Raw genomic sequence first — 19,998 nt, forward strand, 5'->3', positions numbered from 1 at the left:
CCGGCGCGCTCACGGAGTACCGTTATAGCGCGGGGCTTACGGCGAAGAAGCTAAAGCTTTCCGCGCCAATTTAACGTAGGTTTTGACGGTTTCGTAGGGCATTTCTAAAAACCAAGCGTGAAGTGCGATCGCTGTAAAGCGGGCGCTTTGCGCCATCGCATATTCTGGGAATAAAGTAGGATTGCCAACAGGAACGACATCAAAGACTAAGCCAACTAACTCGGTACCTTCTGGCAAAGTGAGACTATTATTTTTTGATTGCGGTTTTTTCCTAGTGAGTGGCATAGCCTTTTTGGGAAGTGATTCTTGAATTGGAAAAGGTTTGAAATGCAGATGACTCCTGCGATTATTGCCCTAAAGGGGTGCTTTGCATGATCGCAGCAACAAGTCTCAATATAAAATTCTGGTTTTTGCTTATTTAATATCTATAGTATTTTTATATAGTTATACCTTAAGGGAGTTGCAAATATACCTAAAGGCAGATAACTTTAGAAAATAAAATGACTGTTTTATAATACTAATTCTCTATCAAGATGCACTTAATATTTATTAAACAAACCGTTAAGACGCCAAACACGCCAAGACTGAAAGAGTAAGTATTAAGTGCTTTTTTTACAGAGAATTGATATAAACTGTTTTTATAAAACAATATTAAAAATAGATGCTTTTCGGCTAGATTTTTTTTAGGTAAAAATGTTTGAATTAAAAAAAATAAAACAACTGCGAAAAATATTACAAAAAATAAAATTTCGTACAGTAATATTTTTGGGTGTATTACTGGGCATCATCTTATTTTCCATAGCGCAAGCTTTATCGCAGCAACCAGTAGTCCTGAATATGTTGATGACTGCTCCTGATGCCCAACCTTGGAGACAAGGCATAATAAAAGATTTTGAAGCAAAAAATCCGGGCATTCGGATTAATATTATTGAAGGTCCAAATGCAACAAATTTGCTGGAAGACCTGTATACTTCGGCATTTATCTTGGGTGATTCTCCTTATGACTTGATCAATATGGATGTGATTTGGACACCCAAGTTTGCTGCTGCTGGATGGTTGTTAGATTTGAGCGATCGCTTGACAAAAGAAGAGTTGGCAGCATTTTCGCCCAAAGACGTAGAAGGGGGACGTTACGAAGGTAAACTCTACAGAATTCCCATGCGGAGTGATGTTGGAGTTCTCTACTACCGGGAAGACTTACTCAAGCAAGCAGGTTTTCAACCACCAGAAACCTTTGCAGATTTGCTGAAAATTTCTCAGTCCTTAAAAAAGCAAGAAAAAATTAATTGGGGTTACGTTTGGCAGGGTCGCCAGTACGAGGGACTCGCTGCGATGTTTGTGGAAGTCTTGCAAGGCTTTGGTGGATTTTGGGTGAATCCCAACACCTTGGAAGTTGGGTTAGATAAACCAGAGACATTAAAGGCGATCGCTTTTTTGAAAGACACTATTCAACAAGGAATTTCTCCACCTGGTGTCACAACATATCTTGAGGAAGATACAAGACGTATATTTCAAAGCGGTCAAACAGCATTTTTACGGAGTTGGCCTTATGTTTGGCCCTTAGCTAATGCTCAAGATTCTCCCATCAAAGGTAAAATCGCCATTCAAGCAATGGTTGGTACTCCTGGTAACAGTGGAGGAGCGTGTTTGGGAGGTTGGGGTTTAGGAATTTCCAAATCCTCTAAACATCTTAAAGAAGCTTGGACAGCAATTCAATATTTTACCAGTGAAGAAGCACAGCGCCAATTTATTTTAAATGCAGGTTTTGTACCAAGCCGACGCTCATTATTTACAGATCCACAAATTGTCAGCAAATATCCTTACTACCCCCAGTTACTTAAGATAGTCGATAAAGCAGTTTTACGTCCGCCTATTGCCCAATATCCTCAAGCATCAGATATTTTGCAACGTTACCTCAGTGCTGCACTGACAAATCGCATAACTCCTGAAAGGGCGATGCAAGCTGCTGCTGATGAAACGAGGCGACTACTGAGGGCTAGGAGCTAATGTAGAGACGCGCCATGGCGCGTCTCTACAAATGACTAATGACCAATGACCAATGACTAATGACTAACATGCAAACAATACGAAGTCGAGAACAACGAACAGCGTGGATTTTCTTGCTACCCGCCTTGCTGTTGTTGTTGTTTGTCTTCGGCTATCCAATAGCCCGTGCTTTTTGGTTAAGTTTCTTTACTCAAAATTTGGGAACGAAGCTGCAACCCGTCTTTTCTGGTTTGGAAAATTACGCACGAATGGCGGGAGATGGTCGTTTTTGGCAAAGTTTTTGGACAACATCAGTATTTACAGCAACAACGGTGATTCTAGAGTTACTGCTGGGACTAAGTATTGCCCTAGTGTTGAACAAGCCATTTTTTGGCAGGGGTGCAGTGCGTACAATCGCCATTTTACCTTGGGCTTTGCCTACTGCGCTCATAGGTCTTGCCTGGGCATGGATTTTTAACGACCAGTTTGGGGTTGTCAATGACATTCTGCTGCGGCTGGGTTTGATTCAAACTGGAATTAACTGGTTGGGAGAACCAACATTGGCAATGATAGCTGTGATAGTTGCAGATGTGTGGAAAACAACTCCATTTATTAGCATCTTGTTACTCGCTGGGTTGCAGTCGATTTCATCAGATTTGTACGAAGCCCACGCTATTGATGGTGCGACACCCTGGCAAAGCTTCTACCAAATAACTCTACCCCTTTTGATGCCACAAATTCTGATTGCTATGCTGTTTCGGTTTGCTCAAGCTTTTGGAGTTTTTGATTTGATGGCTGTCATGACTGGAGGTGGTCCAGGTGGTGCAACAGAAGTCGTATCACTGTATATCTATTCTACCGTTATGCGCTACTTAGATTTTGGGTATGGAGCTGCACTAGTAGTGGTAACTTTTCTTTTATTGATTGCAGCGGTTGCTATTGCCAGTTTTTTACTCAACAAATCTCGAATCAATACTTCTTACTAACTGCAAATTTTCAAATATAAACCAAATCTAAAATTGCTATGGCTGTCACTGAGGAAAGATTAACCACAAATCCTAAACCACAAACAAAAGGAAAGAATCCTGGGAAAAAGATTTTGCTTTGGATAGCGATCGCCTTAGTCGTCGTTTTCTGTCTCGCACCAGTAATGTGGCAATTACTGACCTCATTTAAGTTGAATCAGGATATTGCCAAAATTCCCACTGTTTATTTTCCCACTCGGATTACCCTCAATCACTACATTGAATTATTTACTCGTCGTCCGTTTTGGCGCTACATTTTAAATAGTGCTTTCGTCTCGATTGTTTCCACAGGTTTATCTTTACTGTTGGGTGCGCCTGCTGCTTATGCTTTAGCACGGTTGCGTCCTTGGGGTGGAAGAGCCATCCTTGCAGCTATCCTCATTGTGACTTTGTTTCCTGGAATTTTGCTGTTCGTGGGACTCTTAGAAATTATCCAAAAATTACATTTGGGCAACAACTATTTAGCACTGATTATTCCTTACACTGCTATCAATTTACCTTTGACAATTTTAGTGTTACGCAGCTTTTTCCAGCAATTACCAAAAGATTTGGAAGATTCAGCAAGGGTAGATGGGTACAATACTTTGCAAATGCTATTACAAATATTAATACCCATGACAATTCCTGCTTTGGTGACGACTGGAATTCTCACATTTATTTTTGCCTGGAATGAGTTTATCTTTGCTCTGACATTTATCACTCGTGAAGACATGAAAACTATTCCCGTTGCTGCGGCACAATTAGGCGGTGCATCAGCCTTTGAAATTCCCTATGGTCCTATTGCTGCAGCGACTGTTGTTGGAACTTTGCCGTTAGTTTTACTCGTTTTGTTCTTCCAGCGCAAGATTATTCAAGGTCTTACTGCTGGTGCTGTTAAGGGATAATCAACAGATATAGCGCAACTCAATTGAATAGACCTCTTGCATAAATGTTATTATGTCTCGCGCAAAGTCGCAAAGACGCAAAGAAGTACACTAAGAAAATGACTTTTGCAAGAAGTCTAATGAAGTACAGATTTATCTGTATTCATCTGTGTTCATCTGTAATTCATTATTTCTTTCGTGTACCTTACCCAATTACAAACTGCAATAAAAATCATGGCGACACTTGAATTAAAAAACTTAAATAAAACATATACTCCCAAAGTTATTCCAGTTAAAGACGTTAGTTTAACTGTAGATGAAGATGAATTTCTGACTTTACTTGGTCCAAGTGGCTGTGGTAAATCTACAACACTGCGAATGATTGCAGGATTGGAGGAACCGACTCGCGGTCGAATATTTCTTGGAAGCGAGGATATTACGTTTAAGCGACCAGGCGATCGCAATATGGCAATGGTGTTTCAAAGCTATGCACTTTATCCTCACATGAGCGTGTACGAAAACCTAGCCTCTGGATTGAAACTGAAACAAACTCCTCGCGCCGAAATTCAACAGCGAGTCACAGAAGTTTCAAAACTTCTAGGATTAGAAGAATTATTGCAACGCAAACCCGGTCAATTATCGGGGGGACAAAGACAAAGGGTAGCCGTCGGTCGGGCGTTGGTGCGTCGCGCGCAAGTGTATTTGTTGGATGAACCACTCAGTAACCTAGATGCACTTCTGCGCGAACGAGTCCGTGCAGATATCAAGCAAATATTTGCCACCCAAAAAGCCCCTGTGGTTTACGTAACTCACGACCAAACAGAAGCGATGACACTTTCCACAAAAGTGGCTGTACTCAACGATGGTCTCGTCCAGCAACTCGACCCGCCAGAACGCATCTACAACCAACCAGCTAATTTGTTTGTCGCTGGATTTGTTGGGAGTCCGCAAATGAATTTGCTGACGCTCCCTTGCAAAGGACGTTATGCAATGCTTGGTGATGCAAAAATACTTTTGCCGGATTTACCAACAGTACCACCAGAAATTATATTAGGTATCCGTCCAGAACACGTCCGCATTCCACAACCAGATGATACACAGACGATTCAAGGTCAAGTGTATCTGGTAGAAAACTTGGGTATGCACAATTTAGTAAGTGTGCGTGTTGCAAGTTCTGAAACAGAACCGTTGACCGTCCGTGCTTTGTTACCCCCAGACCAAAAATGGAATCATGAGGAAATTACATTAGCTTTGCCACCCCAGAATATCCACTGGTTTGATATTCAATCAGGTGATGCGCTGCGGTTTCATTAGAGATTGAGCCGAGATAGCTAGAAAAAAGTGCTACTTTGCTGAAAACACCTACTATGTCTGTGTTTCAGACATATTACAATTAGCTGGGGATAAGGTTTCTAGTTGTTAGTAGCACTTTGTCCAAGTAAAGCTACTTTCTCCTCTTTATGAAATTTTCAAACCCAAGGGACAGGTTCTACATCACCATACCAGCAATGTCCTGGTCTACGTTTGAAGTAAGACCCTTTATAGTTGAACATTTTTAGGAGAATAAGTTCTAAATACCATAGCCCAAGCATCCAAGCTTCAACTCTTGCTGCACTGGAAGTATTGACAAATGTTTTGCGATTGTTGGGGGCTGAATGGGTAATACTATTTCGGATTTCAACAAATGCATACGGTCCATTATTACTGTTCTTTAGCTTGCACTCAAAGTCAGCTAAGTTAGTGAACTCAGACGGTATGTCTTTAGAAATTGCACACTCCTCAAGAAGCCGATTTATTTTTCTTGAGGTCGAGTCAAACGGTTTTTTATTAAAGTCCTCTTCACTAATGCTACCTTTCTCCACCAAGAAAACCCATGCAATAAGTTCCAATGCAGCTTGTGCCAAAATAATTGAGCCTTCTATCCCGCTTACATTTCTATTGCTCTTTAAATACCAATGAATAGCAAGTTTGGCTGATTCACTCCAATCTTGCCACCATTTCAAGAACCCTGGAAAAGTATTTGCAAGGTTCTTACCGTCTAAACCCCAAGCCCATGAGTCTACTGACCACCAAGGATCTGAATTCGATAATTTCCACTCTTCCCAAACTCGCTGTTCACTTGCATTGTAGCCTACCAGGAGAGTGGGAGAAACTTGAAAGCCTCGGATAAATGAAAGGAAGTAAGAAAAAGCTTCTAAAAAGTCCCGCGTTTCATCTACTGCAAAAGCCGTCTCATCAGTTCTTTCAAGTTTTCCTACATGAGTTATAGCATAGCCTCCTTGTGAGGTGAGGGAATTCAATATCTGACTTACTGTCTCAAGCTGATCTATCGTTACCCTCCACCCCCCAGCCTCAAAGACAACTCTTTCAATCGTAGTCTTGCTGGAATCTTCTTGGATAAATACTGATGTACAAGAACCAAATAGTTTATGAAAGTTGGTTAGGTGAAACTTTATATATGCCAAGCCATTTCCTGATCCTATGATGATAGGTTCTTTGGTTAGTCCCCAGACTTGCATTGAATGTTCGGTTTGATTTAACTTCTCGTTCACTCTCGAAACATAAACCTTAAGCCAACCTTCAGTCTCTGACAACTTGAGATCAGCTTCACCAGTATCGATTCTACCTAAGTTGTCGCTGGACATATGGAATTCAACTTGGGGGTAAGGGAACCATTTCAGGTAAACAGTACCGCTTCCTTTGGTGACTATATTCTGCTGCTCAACTTCCAGTTCTCCTTTGTAAAGTAGAATTGCTTGGTTAGGTTCTTCAAGTAAGTAAGCTGGTCTCAACGCAGGAGGAAGACTAGAAAACCAGTCCTGAAATTCCATAAGTCCACAAAGATTTTATGCTACATTGGCTAGCTTAGCGTATATACTGAGTTACCGGATTACATTAGCAGACATCATTTTTAAAGGTTTTGAGAAGCATTATCGCAATGCCAAAGTTTACACTCCAACATCCAAGCTTACAGTGCTTGTCATTTGCATAAAGTACAAACCACATGGTAAGACTACAGCATTGCTTTTTGGTCAATAAAAAAGCCCAGTCTCATAAAAGAGACTGAGCGTTACCTTTAGGCTAACCAACTGTGCATTTAAGTTAAATCGCCTTAAAGGTAAAGGGAGTTAATAACTGTTCAAAATCAATTAGGCTGCAGCTTGATCCAAGTTAACTTTGACGACTTTGTTCTTCTCTTCTTCAGCTTTAGGAAGTGTCAAATTCAAAATACCATCTTTGTATTCTGCTGTGACATTGGTATTTTGAATACGAGTGGGTAAAGGAATCACGCGCTGGAATTTACCGTAGTGGAATTCACTGCGGGTTACACCCTTTTCTTCAGTCTTGGTTTCTGACTTACGCTCACCTTTAATAGAAATAGCGTTTTGTGTGACTTGCACATCCAAGTCTTTAGCTTCTATTCCTGGAAGTTCTAGCTTGAGATGGAGAGCATCTGCTGTTTCTTGCAATTCAGCAGCAGGAACTCTTGTAAAGTTTCTTTCAACAACTGTTGTGGGTACGAGCATATCATCAAATAAACTGTTCATTTGACGTTGTAAGGAGTTCATTTCTTGCCAAGGGTTCCAACGAACTAATGCCATTGTTGTGTCTCCAATCAATAGGATTTTGTTTAATGAATTCAGCGTTTAACTTGCTTTGATTCTTATGTTATTGAACAATAAAGTGAGTGATAATCCGGTTTTTATCACCTGATAAATAATGATTACCGAACTTTGATGAAAGAAGTATAAAAAAGCGCATTTATAGCAGTTCTGGTGTTGCGTACACCACTCTTAGAGGGGTTTATAAATAAAAAATAAAGAAGTATGTAAGCGAACTCAAAGTTACATATGTTGAAGAAAACAGTGTGAGTATTGATGAGCGGATGCCATGAGCCGAAAGCCATATCCGACAGATGTCTCCGATGTTGAATGGCAGTTAATCAAGTCGATGATTCCAGGGGAACGCAAACGCGGGAAACGCCGTGAAGTAGATATGCGCTTCTGTTGTCAATGCGATTTTCTACATTAGAAGTGCAGGTTGCTCGTGGCGGATGATACCTCATGATTTCCCTGCGGATGGTTCTGTGACTCACTCTTTTTGAACAAGTACCGTTAAGCCTTCAGCAAACTGGGTAGGATTACTAGTTGCCAACTTTCTTACTAAAGATTTTGCTAGAAGACGCAATGCTCTATGGAAGATAGGAAGCTTTGGAAAAAATCCACTATAATTTTCTACAACCCTAAAGTTAGCTTGTCCTAAAAAATCTACAAAATTTTCATAATTATAAAATCTTATGTGAGGAAGATTCCAAGCTTTTGAGTTGGGAAAATAATTGAAAGTGTCTAAGTTGTTAGTCAGCAGAAATTTCAGACGACCAGCAATGGGAAAATGATTAGGGACAAGTGTTAAAAGATAGCCCCCAGGTACTAAAACTCGTTGAATTTCTGATAATAAATAAAGAGGGTCTAAAAGATGCTCAAAAACATCTTTACATAATGCAAAATCTACACTCTCGGTTTCTAAAGGAATCGGCTGCGTACACAAGTCCTCTACTTTGTAAACCTCATCAAATCCTTTTTCTTTTGCTTTTTCCAGGGCATAACTGCTGCCATCAACACCAATTAACTTACCAGAAATTTTAGACTTTAAATTACAAGAAAAATTTCCTGTACCACAACCAACATCCAATAAATTATGAATATCAATAGTTTTTAAAACTTCATTCCATACAGGAGAAAAATAATTGAAATCACTACTGAAACTATTGTCGATATTGTCAAGAAGCTCATTATTAAAATATTTATACTCCCTGATGGTATTTGATTTCTTGATTTCCATAGGAATAGTTTATGGTATAGAAGTTAAATTCATAGTAGCAAAATACCCTTTAATGAACCAACCCAGGCGTCATTTACATACTTCTTTATTTTTTATTTATAAACACCCTCTTATGGGCACGGCAAGCCGTGCCCCTACAATCCTGCTATATTGCACTCAATTGGATACTGGTTTTGCCGTCCTTTTTTAAGACTGCTTAAGAACGCCGCGCATTAATACAACACCATTCTTTGCGCTGCAACACGGTTGCAACAACCCACCCATGTTTTTCTAGGCTGTCGCAGACGGCTTTGGATTGCTCAACTAAAATGCCACTAAAAATACCCCAAGAGTTGGGTTTGGCGATGGGCAAAGCCCCGCCTCCGGCGATCGCACTCATTTGTGGAACCAACTTTATAATCACATCTGCCAAAATATTGCAGACGATACCATCGACTGGTTGCTCAATCAGTTTTGTCAAAACGTCTACACTTCCCTCAGCCACCACTAACCTTTCTGGACTTATAAGGTTGAGTGCGAGGTTTTCTGCGGTTGATTTTACCGCCAAAGGGTCAACATCTACTGCATAGACTTTCTTTGCTCCCAACAGCAGCGCCCCTATCGAAAGGATACCAGAACCACAACCAATATCCGCAATGACCACACCCTCTTCCAAGTTAGGAGGGTCAGTCAGCTGCATTTCCAATGATTCTAAGCACAGCTGTGTTGTGGCATGATCACCCGTGCCAAATGCTACACCAGGATCCATACGAAGAACTACGCGGTCAGAATTTTCTGGTACTGCTAGCCATGCGGGGTTAATCAGGAAGCGATCGCCTATCTCCTGGGGTTGCCAATATTGTTTCCAGCTCGTTGCCCAATCTTGCTCATCAATCAACTCCCGCTGTAGAGTTGGTATAGAAAGCCCCATAGAAAGAGCATCTTGACGCAGCCACTGTGAGAGTTCATCTAAAGAAGAAAGCTGCATTTGGAATTCGGGCAAATAACTCCGTATCAACAAGTTATTTCCTTTTCTTTCACTAGCTGTTCCGCGACAACCAACATTTCCCAGCCGCCAAAAGATGGAATCTTCTAGCTCTGGTTCACATAGAATTTGTAATTCCCACCAAGTGTTTGCCATAAATCAGAATTCACAATTCAGAATTCAGGAGCCAGAAGACACGGGAGTTATTTATTTCTTCTGACTTCTGACTCCTGAGTGCTGACTCCTATAGTGTTACCGTATATGCATCACGAATTCCAGGCACTTTGGTAATCTCAGACAAAATCCCATCAGGTAAGGGATCATCAAGGCTGAGAACCATCACCGCATCACCACGAACAATTTTGCGACCTACCTGCATACTGGCAATATTGACATTAAAACTACCAAGTAGGGAACCGAGTTTGCCAATAATCCCTGGCATATCACGGTGCAGGGTGAATAGCATATGTGGGCTAGGGGGAACGTTAATCGGGAAATCGTCTAAGTTGGTGAGGCGGATTTCCCCCCCGCCTAACAAAGCGCCCGTAACAGCATGAGTTCCCAAAGAACCTGTAGCTTCTAAATGCAGGGAACCTGCGTAGTCTTTAACCGCAGCATCCCGCGTTTCAATAACGCGAATTCCGCGCTCTTTTGCTTCAATGCTGGCGTTAACGTAATTCACCCGTTCCCGCAGGGCTTGGTAAAGTAGACCTTTGAGAGATGCTACTACCAAAGGCTGGCTCCTGTTTGTAGCCAGTTCGCCTTGCAGCCGGATATTGAGCAATTCCACTCGTCCACCAGCCAACTGTCCCACCAAGTTACCCAAGGTTTCCGCTAGCTGCATATAGGGTTTGAGTTCTTCTATGACATCGGGACTCAGTCCTGGAATATTCACCGCTGAACGCGCAGGAAGTCCCAGCAACACATCGCGAATTTGTTCAGCAACATCAATTGCCACATTAACTTGTGCTTCTGTTGTCGAAGCGCCCAAATGTGGGGTGAGAACAGCTTCTTTCCCCAGTGATCTTAATGAGGACTCGCCCAAGGGTTCTGTCTCATACACATCCAATGCCGCACCGCCAATTTTCCCTTCTTTAAGAGCGACTGCTAAAGCTTCTTCGTCAATGATCCCACCGCGAGCGCAGTTAATAATGCGGGCGGTGGGTTTCATTTTTGCCAATCTCTCGGTGTTAATTAAGTGGGTGGTTTCTGGAGTTTTGGGAATATGCAGCGTGATGTAGTCTGCTTGCTGTATCAATAAATCCAAATCTACTAATTGACAACCAATTTGTTCTGCTCTTTCAGTCGAGATGAAGGGGTCGAAAGCTAACAGTTTCATCCCCATTGCTTTGGCAACAGCAGCAACATGGGAGCCAATTTTACCTAAGCCTACAATACCCAGAGTTTTTTTGTATACTTCGGCTCCGACAAAACTTTTGCGATCCCACTCACCGCGTTTCACCGAAGCGTTGGCATCAGGGATGTGGCGAGACATAGACAGCATCATAGCTAGCGCGTGTTCGGCGGCGGCGATCGTGTTCCCCTCTGGAGAGTTGACGACCACAATTCCTTTGCGCGTGGCGGCGGGCACATCGACATTATCCACACCGACACCAGCACGACCGATGATTTTTAACTGCGTCCCAGCTTCAATAATTTCTTTGGTAACACGGGTACCAGAACGAATCATGAGCGCGTCGTACTCACCAATGATTTCTATGAGTTCGGCTGGTTTTAGATTTGTTTTGACATCTACAGTGGCGACTTGGGAGAGAATATCAATCCCAGCCTGGTCAATTGGATCGGAGACAAGAACTTTAGACATGATTAGCTGATGTTAAAGCTAGAGGTATTCCGGAACACGGACTTTTCAGTTTAGACTCAAACGCTTGCAATTTAGCAGAAATGATGACTTTTTATATGCAGTAAGTGATGGCTACGTCTGTTAATTATGATACTAGAGGGTTAATTGTTAGAACTGTGCAGCGATTCCTCCCATATCTAACGCCACTTACTCGGTAAATATAAACTATTAACAGTGCCAAAACCTATATCCAAAACCTAATATATTTGTGAAATTTTCTTAGGTTTAGCTCAAGATCTCAAAGATATGCAGGACAAATACACCGATTGTGGCGATCGCATGACTGCGGGGCTGAGTCCAGAGGACACGCACGCGAGCGTTTGCCCATCGCCCCGGAGCGCGGGTGAGGAACTTCAAACGATGGAAATTTAGATGACTCTGTTTTTGGAATCGAGAACTTTGAAGAAGTAGTTACTTAGGGAAGACGCAGATGAGTTCAATTATCAGACCCTAAACCATCAGGTGTGGTAATTTGCAACCAAAAAAACTATGTAAAGGGATAAACGAAAAGAATTATGGCAAATAAATCAGTTAAATCAAGTCCATTGAACCCTCTAGAAGAATTCCACAAGGCGGTCGCCCAAAAGGGACGGGTGAAAGCCTTAGCAGAAAAAATGGTGGAATTGCCTGCAAATGTGAACCCGCCTTTATTTGGCTCACAGATGCGGATTTGGAAGCAAGACCCTTCTGTGAAGGAACTCAATCTGCCAAGAACTGTTTACGTTCACACTCAAGTAAATGAAGGTCCCAGCGATTCGCAAATTACGATCCAGGGTGTTCAGCCTGTGACTCCAGATGCCAATCGCAATTTCCTGATTGAACCCACCAACGAGGAAGCGTTCGACGCGGTTCATACTTATACCATTGTTCGCCAAGTGCTGACAATGTACCAGCGAGTTTTGAACAAAAAGCTTGCTTGGCAGTGGAATACAAACGGCAATGAGGAAGCGATTCAAGTTTATCCCCATGCTGGAGAGACCGCGAATGCTTACTACAGCCGTGACGAAAAAGCCATAAAATTCTTCTTTTTCACTCCTGGAAACCCACAGGCAAACTCAAAAGTTTATACTTGCCGATCATTGGATGTTGTCGCCCATGAAACCGGACACGCGGTGCTGGACTCATTGAAGCCAAACTGGCTGTCATTTGATGCACCCGCACAAACAGGAGCGCTGCATGAGTCGTTCGGCGATCTGACTTCAATCTTCCTGCTGCTGTCCCAGCTGGATATGGTAGAGTATATTGTGGCGCAGACAAAGGCAGATTTACATCAAAAAAGCATACTCGCTGAGCTTGCCGAGGAATTTGGAGACGCTTTTCAACTTCCCGATGGGTTGCGCAATGCAGACAATAACCTGAAACTGAGCGAAGTTTCTAGCGAGGTGCATCAACTTTCCCAAGTATTTACTGGGGGAATATTCGATATTCTGGCAGATTTGTTTACCTCACGCCGCGATCCTCATGTCCGAGATTCCGCTGAAGTTTTGTATGAAGTTGGCAAATACATGGCTGGACTGACACTGCGTGCTATAACTCAGGCACCGGATACTAATGCCACTTTTGCAGATGTTGCCAACGCGATGATCGAAATAGCTGAGGCAGACGGAAACAAAGACTGTGTTCAGTTTATACGGAAACACTTTGAATTTCGCCAAGTATTGGGAGCAAACGCCATAGCTGGTCCTGTGGATCTATCCCAGTTTGGTCTATATGCCGATCGCCGTTGCTGTTGTGGTACGATGCAGCACCCACAATATATGCCTCATGTTTCTAAGTCAAATGGCAAGCGCCCTTGAGCAAGTTATTTTTGTTATTTCCGTAATTTCCGAAATATAGTGAGTTTAAAGTTGCAAAAATAACTTCTATTTATGTCAATCAAATTCATGCATAAAAGGTTGATAAGTACCTTGCTCATGACAACTATTGCACCCTTATCAATATCAGGTATTCCCGCACTAGCGATAGCACAAGAGATTGTTGCTCAAAAAATTGATTGCAAGAAAGCACTCACCACACCAGAAATGAAGTACTGTTCTCAGCAGTCGTATCAAGCAGCAGATAGACAACTTAATGAGGTGTATCAAAAAGTTATATCTAGCTTAAATGGTGAGCAGAAGGAAATACTGACTGCAGCACAGCAAACATGGATTAAGTTTCGCGATCGCAACTGTGATTTTGAAGTCTATGGCAACCGTGGTGGCACAGGTTATGAAATCTTTCGTAATGGATGCCTAGAACGCCTAACAACTCAACGTACAAAAGATTTACAGAATTATTTGTCTTCTCGGTAATCACAATTTCCCAAAATCGCTTGTCATAAAAGCGATTCAGAAACTTGATTTGAGTTCTTATATTTAGGGGCAGCCCTTTCAAGGTGACTCGTAAAATCTCTTTTTTCCTCTCTGTGGTCTCTGTGTCTCGGCGGTTTATTAAGTTATTAATTTAACCACATAGGCACTCCAGAACACAGAGTAAAGAGGTTAAAGAGGAATTCCTTGACCAAAATTTTTACCCACCTTGAAAGGGCTAATATTTAGGGTTTAGAGACTTGACAAATAAAATAAGTTATGTGTTAAAAGGTTTTGACTCTGTGACGGATTTGCTGGCATTCTTTTCCGTTTCTACTGCATAAGTTGATTTTGCTGACACCAATTAACAATACAGAAAGCTCTGATCAAAAGGCTTAACTGAACTTCAGCAAATCAAGTAGGTTATTTGTACAAAATTATACTTTTGTCAAAGCGTAAGTCCGAAATGCTGAAATCGATGATAGTAGATAAAACTAAGGAGAAAAACAATGGCTAAGATTACCATCAACGGTGTATCAATCGACCCAGATGCCCAGAAAAACGCGATGGGCGTTGCTGGTCTTATTAGTCCCGACAGTTCCAACTCAAACTATATTCTCATCCAAACGACTCAACCGCTGAACCGAGACCAGAAAAATCAGCTCGCAACGTTAGGCGTCGAAATCCTGGAGTTCGTACCAGAAAATACCTTCATCGCTCGTTATGAACCTGCTAATCTGGATGCTATCCGCAACTTGCCGTTTGTCGAGTGGGCGAACATCTATTTAGAGGGCTTCAAAATTCCACCTCAGCTGCGTACTGCAGAAGTCAATAAAAACACGAATAATCTACTTGCTCTGAGCGATGTAGAACCACCAATATTGCAGCAGCCAAAACGGGTGGAAGTGGTGTTTCATCATAATGTCTCAATTGACGACAATCTTCGCGATCGCGTTGCTGCTGCTGCTAGACTGAACCCTGAAGATTTGCAATTCAGTAATAACGCCGTAAAACTCACGGTTCAACCTCGCTATCTTGAGGACTTGGCAAAAATAGATGAGGTGCGACACATTGAAGAGTTTGTTCCACGCCAGCTTTTCAACAATGTGGCTCTCGGAATTATCAATGCCGAAAAGACACACACCACGGTCAATCTCCAAGGAGAAAATCAAGTTGTAGCAGTAGCCGACACTGGCTTCGACAAAGGTTCAACCACAGACGTTCATCCTGCCTTCACAGACAGAGTCGTCAAGCTTTACCCATTGGGACGGTCAACCGCAAATGATCCTAATGGACACGGTACCCACGTTGCAGGTTCCGTTCTTGGCGATGGCAAATCTGAGACAATGGGAGGTCCCATTCGGGGATCTGCTCCTAAAGCTAAGCTTGTGTTTCAGTCCGTTCTTGATCGCCAAGGAGGCTTGGGAGGGCTTCCTGACGACCTGAACAACTTATTCAAAGTCCCGTATGAAAATGATGGCGCTCGCGTTCATACGAATTCCTGGGGAGCTCCGACATTTGGGCGATATACTGTAGATTCTCAACAAGTAGACCAATTTGTCTGGGAGCATCGAGACATGGTGATCTGCTTTGCTGCAGGCAACGATGGCGTTGACATAAATGGCAACGGGGTGATCGATAATGGATCTATCGGCGCACCCGGAACGGCAAAGAATTGTATCACTGTTGGAGCCACGGAGAATAACAGACCAGAGCAATCCAAACCCTACAGCACTTTGGGTCGCTATAGAGTCGAGCCAATAGCCTCTGATGGGTGGTCCAACAACGCAGAAGGCATGGCGGCTTTCAGCAGCCGAGGACCAACTCGAAATGAGCGCATTAAGCCAGATGTTGTTGCTCCTGGAACTGCCATACTCTCGACTCGCTCAAGAGATGCGCAGCTCGATTCATTCTTTGGCACATCCACAGACCCCCTTTATGCCTTTCTGGCTGGTACTAGCATGGCTACACCACTGGTAGCTGGTTGCGCTGCGGTGGTGAGAGAGTATTTCCAAACCCAACAGAAGCACCAACCAACTGCAGCTTTGGTTAAGGCAATGCTGATCAACGGAGCTAAGGATATTGTCGGTCAATACGTTCCCTCGGAAACGGGAGAAATTCCCAACTTCTCAGAAGGATTTGGTCGAGTTGATTTAGCCGCTACAGTAGGACCAAGAGGCGATAACGAGCGGGTGATTTTCAAGGATGAAGCTACAGCATTGGATACTGGGGAAGAGGAAAAAACGGAAGTAGAAGTCAGCGAATCAGACTCCCTTGTGAAGGTAACATTGGTGTGGACCGATTTCCCTGGAGAAGCACTTCAGAATGATTTGGATTTGATTGTGCGAACTGCGGACGGACAGGAGAGACACGGAAATCTGCCGCCATCCTCGGCTGAGTTCGATCGCCGGAATAATGTTGAGCAGGTTGTCTTGACCGATGTACCTGCAGGGAAAGTTGAAATCGTGGTGCGTGCTCATCGAATTATAAATCCACAATCATATGCATTCGTTGTGCGAGTGTCTTAAATGATTTTAGGGTGGGCAGTGCTCACCCTGCTCGCTGGCTTCTTTTGGAATTAGCTAAACTTTCAGCCGTTTTATCGATAGCCTACCTGTTAAATGTGTGCATTGGTTGGACAAGCAAAAAAATCTAGCTTTGGTCAAATTTCAGGAACGATTTGGCTAAATAAACTTTCAAGAACAATCAATAAATTATTAACTTGACAAAAAATCCCCAACCTGTATGCGATATCTCCTGACTTTGTTTAGTGTTGATAAATATTTTTAAACTGTAGCAAAAGTTTACAATGAGCCAGCCGACGAATTCTGACTCAAATCAATCTCCTAAACCAGGTATTAACCAGCAGGCTAATGACTCAACCTTGGGTGGTGGGATGCAAGGTGTCAACGGTAATGATAATATCGTGATTCAAATTGTCAAATATGTTTGTAGTGGTGCTGGCGGATTGACAAGCCAGAAGCCGAGTGAAGATATTGAGCAGGCAATCTTAAATGCTACCAACCCCACACCTAAAACACGCATCGTGATGAATCAGTCAATTCCATCTGTGCCAGTGTGGAAGGGGCGAGATGAACTGCTGAAGGAATTACTAGCTAAGCTACTGTTGAAAAAAACCGAGTTTCTTGAAGAAAACTGGTTTCTAAAACCCCTCAAAGTATTAGCACTCATTGGGCAAGGGGGCATTGGTAAAACCAGTTTAGCTGTGAAACTGTTAGAGGTACTGGGTATTAATTTAGATGGAAGAGCTTTCCCGACCTCCGTTGGAAAGGGTAGAAATTTGGCAGACTGTCCTTATGAGCGCGTAATTTATTTCAAGGCACAAGAGGGGATAAGTTTTGATGATGTGGCTGAGTTTCTGTTAAAAGATGGGTTGAGTATTGAGACAACGGAAGTTTTGAACAAAGCTGATAACAAGATAGCGAAAATTATTGAGGGGTTGACGCAAACACGCTGTCTTGTGGTGCTCGATAACCTGGAAACTATTTTACATCCAGCCACCCATCCGCAAGTAGGACGGACTATTTCATCAGATTGGGGTAAATTACTAAATGCCCTAGTATATCAACAGCATAAATCTCAAACCATATTAACTAGTCGTGAAGTGCCAGCAGATCTGGCAGATAGACGCTATCAAGGTGTGGAACCAGATTCAGAGTTGGTGCATATCGAGACGCTGACAGGAGTGACAACTGAAGCGGCAATGGAGATTCTGCAACAGCGCCAACTGAAAGATAATTTGGCAGATTTGCAGTGGGTGTCTGAGCACGTTGGCGGTCATGTATTTTTGCTAACTCAACTGGCGAGCATTGGTAAGGGTAAGCCTGGATATCTCCGCAAGCATCCAGAATTGGTGACGAAAAAGGTTGAACCCATTCTTAGAGAACAACTGGCAAGGCAAAATGACGCTACACAAGATTTACTTCGTCGGATGTGTGTGTTGCGTGTGAGTATAGATATCCAAGGATTAACTTTCTTACGGTTACATACAGATCAATGGGATATATGTTTCCCATCTTTCTCGCCTTTCTCTCCTTTGATGATAGCAACAGATTTAGAAGAAACTGCTAATTTTACAGAGATAGAAATTAGTGAAACTGAAGCGAGTTTAAAGCAATTAGTTGATAGCAGTTTAGTACAGTGTCACTATGATGAACAAAAATGTAAGTTATTTTATGACTTACATCAGGTAGTCGTGGAGTTTTTGCGTTCAGAGTATAAAGACCAAATGTCTAATCTCTTTAAAATTGCTTATCATTTTTACATCTCTAGTTATGATTTTCATATATTTGGGAATAATGACAATAGTCCCCAAACGCCAGAAGATTTACAACCAGTTTTAGAAGCTCAATATTTTGCATTTCAGTTAAAAAAATATGACGATTCATTAAAATTATTGAGGAATGTACTGTTCAAATATTTCAGAAGATGGGGATACTGGAAGTTATTAAAAGAAAGGTGCGAGGAAATTATTCCTTATATTGATAAATTCCAATACTCTATTGTTCAGTTAGAAATTGGATATGCATATTTTCAACTTGGGGATTTAGATATAGCCAAAAATTCTTTTTATGAAATTGTGAATAGGGAACAAAAACGCGGTATTCAACAAGATTTAGCTTTATCTCTATATATGTTAGGAAATGTTGAATTGGAAATGAGAAATTTGGATGCAGCGGAGGTATGGTATCAAAAATCTTTGCAATTATGGGAAAAATTCTATAATCCCCTTAACATCACAATTATTTGGAGTTCACTAGGACATATCGAGAGCAATCGAGGAAATTTGGATAAAGCAGAGGAACTGTATCTACAAGCCTTGCAGTTAAGAGAAAAATTAGACAATCGTCCTGGTGAAGCAATTTCCTTGAGTTCATTAGGAGATATTCAGTGTCAAAGAGGAAACTTAAATGAAGCTGAGAGATTTTATGGACAAGCTTTAGAAATTTACACCGAATTAGGCGAGCAGTCTCGGATAGCAAGTCTATACGCTTCATTAGGATATCTAGAGCGCAAACGCAGCAACTGGGATGCGGCAAAAAAGCAATATGAGCGATCTCTAACATTGAGGACAAAATTAGGTGAGCGCACTGGCATAGCAACTTCAATTGGTTCTCTAGGAAGAATTGAACTCGATAGAGGCAATTTGGAAACAGCAGATAAGCACTTAAAAGACGCTTTGGTAAAGATGCAAGAACTAGGGTTAACTTGGCATATTGCTGAGACTAACTACTCTTTAGCACAGCTTGAGCGGCAACGCGGAAACACAGAACTTGCTCAACAGCATTACAACAGCGCCCATCAAAACTTTCAGGAATTGGGAGCTGTGAAGGATTTAGAGAGAATAGAGAGAGGGTGGAATCAGCCACCAAACACTTAATTTCGGTAGGTTCGCCGATTTTGAAAATATCCTTTTTACTCAATCTTCTTACCTTGTGGAACTAATGGAAAGCCCCCATTGAGATCACCAGATCACCAGTAATATGTCGGGAAATAGGGGCAGATATAACGTAGACACTGTTGGCGAAATATTTCTTAACATTGTCAAGCGATAAAAACTAAGCAATCTGGAAGAACCGTAAGTCCCAATGCTGCTGCTTTTATTTATTGTGGGATTGAGCCGAGATGGCTGCCGAAAAAGTGTCACTTTTCTGGAAACAGTCAGTATATACATTTGCGCCGTACTACATTTAGCGCTTCCGATGTCTGCTAGCTAACACCCGATCGCTAAGAGATTTTACGAACAAATAACCGAAAACTGGTAAAACGAGAAAAATCTGACATACTGACGGTAACGCTACCCCTTGTTCCGTCGAGTTTCGCTGTATGTCTGCACGCTCATACCTTACGTGATACCCAATGATCGAAAGTTGCTAAAACGGAAAAAACTGAGCCTGCTATCTCCAAGCGTAAGTCTCCAAATCAACGCGGATATGAGGATGTGCGTTCGCGTAGCGTGCCCAAAGGGCATTGGCACAGAGTGCCCGCAATCATGCGATCGCACAGGTGCCAGAAGGGAGGCGATTGCCCAAGGGGCAGAAGGGAGGCAATCGCGGGAATATCTCTTCCGCTGTTTGGTTAAAATAGAAAATTGACATCCTCCCCACGCCTAAAGGCGGGGGATTCCAGGAATCACTTCTTGGGT

At 42.3% G+C, this 19,998-nt stretch carries 16 protein-coding genes; 10 read left to right on the forward strand and 6 right to left on the reverse strand.

Going from position 1 to position 19,998, the window contains the following annotated elements:
- Nucleotides 1–36 precede the first annotated feature (36 nt).
- Complete coding sequence (locus tag ACM0OZ_RS43735; protein ID WP_414589154.1) at nucleotides 37–285, reverse strand: hypothetical protein; 249 nt, start codon at nucleotides 283–285, stop codon at nucleotides 37–39.
- A 435-nt stretch (nucleotides 286–720) separates the two neighbouring features.
- Here ACM0OZ_RS43735 and ACM0OZ_RS43740 point away from each other — a divergent pair, with 435 nt between their 5' ends.
- The 4 genes from ACM0OZ_RS43740 (at nucleotide 721) to ACM0OZ_RS43755 (ending at nucleotide 5,188) form a co-directional block, all read left to right on the forward strand.
- Complete coding sequence (locus ACM0OZ_RS43740; protein WP_414589172.1) at nucleotides 721–2,007, forward strand: ABC transporter substrate-binding protein; 1,287 nt, start codon at nucleotides 721–723, stop codon at nucleotides 2,005–2,007.
- A gap of 59 nt (nucleotides 2,008–2,066) precedes the next feature.
- Nucleotides 2,067–2,972 (forward strand): carbohydrate ABC transporter permease, encoded by a 906-nt coding sequence (locus ACM0OZ_RS43745; RefSeq protein WP_414589156.1) that lies wholly within the window; start codon nucleotides 2,067–2,069, stop codon nucleotides 2,970–2,972.
- A gap of 38 nt (nucleotides 2,973–3,010) precedes the next feature.
- Complete coding sequence (locus tag ACM0OZ_RS43750; protein WP_414589159.1) at nucleotides 3,011–3,895, forward strand: carbohydrate ABC transporter permease; 885 nt, start codon at nucleotides 3,011–3,013, stop codon at nucleotides 3,893–3,895.
- Nucleotides 3,896–4,108: 213 nt separating this feature from the next.
- Nucleotides 4,109–5,188, forward strand: coding sequence for an ABC transporter ATP-binding protein (locus ACM0OZ_RS43755; RefSeq protein ID WP_414589160.1), 1,080 nt, complete (start codon nucleotides 4,109–4,111; stop codon nucleotides 5,186–5,188).
- Nucleotides 5,189–5,343: 155 nt separating this feature from the next.
- Here the strand turns inward: ACM0OZ_RS43755 and ACM0OZ_RS43760 are convergent, their stop codons facing one another.
- Both ACM0OZ_RS43760 and ACM0OZ_RS43765 read right to left on the reverse strand, forming a co-directional pair.
- Nucleotides 5,344–6,705, reverse strand: coding sequence for a hypothetical protein (locus ACM0OZ_RS43760; protein WP_414589161.1), 1,362 nt, complete (start codon nucleotides 6,703–6,705; stop codon nucleotides 5,344–5,346).
- A 318-nt stretch (nucleotides 6,706–7,023) separates the two neighbouring features.
- A complete protein-coding gene (locus ACM0OZ_RS43765; RefSeq protein ID WP_414589162.1) occupies nucleotides 7,024–7,476 on the reverse strand; it encodes an Hsp20/alpha crystallin family protein in 453 nt (150 codons plus the stop codon).
- A 289-nt stretch (nucleotides 7,477–7,765) separates the two neighbouring features.
- Between ACM0OZ_RS43765 and ACM0OZ_RS43770 the strand changes: the two genes are divergently transcribed.
- Nucleotides 7,766–7,906 carry a transposase gene (locus ACM0OZ_RS43770; RefSeq protein ID WP_414589163.1) on the forward strand — a complete coding sequence of 47 codons (141 nt, stop codon included), beginning with the start codon at nucleotides 7,766–7,768 and terminating at the stop codon, nucleotides 7,904–7,906.
- 60 nt (nucleotides 7,907–7,966) lie between these two features.
- On the opposite strand, the gene ACM0OZ_RS43775 is transcribed toward ACM0OZ_RS43770, so the two are convergent.
- The 3 genes from ACM0OZ_RS43775 to serA form a co-directional block, all read right to left on the reverse strand.
- Nucleotides 7,967–8,716 (reverse strand): class I SAM-dependent methyltransferase, encoded by a 750-nt coding sequence (locus ACM0OZ_RS43775; RefSeq protein WP_414589164.1) that lies wholly within the window; start codon nucleotides 8,714–8,716, stop codon nucleotides 7,967–7,969.
- Between the two features lie 196 nt (nucleotides 8,717–8,912).
- Nucleotides 8,913–9,836, reverse strand: a complete 924-nt coding sequence (prmA, locus tag ACM0OZ_RS43780; RefSeq protein WP_414589165.1) for a 50S ribosomal protein L11 methyltransferase — start codon at nucleotides 9,834–9,836, stop codon at nucleotides 8,913–8,915.
- Nucleotides 9,837–9,924: 88 nt separating this feature from the next.
- Nucleotides 9,925–11,505, reverse strand: coding sequence for a phosphoglycerate dehydrogenase (gene serA, locus ACM0OZ_RS43785; RefSeq protein ID WP_414589166.1), 1,581 nt, complete (start codon nucleotides 11,503–11,505; stop codon nucleotides 9,925–9,927).
- Between the two features lie 285 nt (nucleotides 11,506–11,790).
- On the opposite strand from serA, the gene ACM0OZ_RS43790 reads away from it, so the two are divergent.
- From ACM0OZ_RS43790 to ACM0OZ_RS43810, 5 genes are all read left to right on the forward strand, one after another.
- Complete coding sequence (locus ACM0OZ_RS43790; RefSeq protein WP_414589167.1) at nucleotides 11,791–11,916, forward strand: hypothetical protein; 126 nt, start codon at nucleotides 11,791–11,793, stop codon at nucleotides 11,914–11,916.
- 143 nt (nucleotides 11,917–12,059) lie between these two features.
- Nucleotides 12,060–13,340: a hypothetical protein gene (locus ACM0OZ_RS43795; RefSeq protein WP_414589168.1), complete on the forward strand. Its 1,281-nt coding sequence runs from the start codon at nucleotides 12,060–12,062 to the stop codon at nucleotides 13,338–13,340.
- A 117-nt stretch (nucleotides 13,341–13,457) separates the two neighbouring features.
- Entirely contained in the window at nucleotides 13,458–13,835 is a 378-nt protein-coding gene (locus ACM0OZ_RS43800) for a lysozyme inhibitor LprI family protein (RefSeq protein WP_414589169.1), read from the forward strand.
- A gap of 506 nt (nucleotides 13,836–14,341) precedes the next feature.
- Nucleotides 14,342–16,360, forward strand: a complete 2,019-nt coding sequence (locus ACM0OZ_RS43805) for a S8 family serine peptidase (RefSeq protein ID WP_414589170.1) — start codon at nucleotides 14,342–14,344, stop codon at nucleotides 16,358–16,360.
- A 281-nt stretch (nucleotides 16,361–16,641) separates the two neighbouring features.
- The gene (locus tag ACM0OZ_RS43810; protein ID WP_414589171.1) at nucleotides 16,642–19,233 is read left to right on the forward strand and encodes a tetratricopeptide repeat protein; all 2,592 of its coding nucleotides are present in this window, start codon (nucleotides 16,642–16,644) and stop codon (nucleotides 19,231–19,233) included.
- Nucleotides 19,234–19,998: the final 765 nt, after the last annotated feature.

It is taken from the genome of Scytonema sp. PCC 10023, assembly GCF_963920835.1.
Taxonomy (GTDB): Bacteria; Cyanobacteriota; Cyanobacteriia; order Cyanobacteriales; family Nostocaceae; genus Kalymmatonema.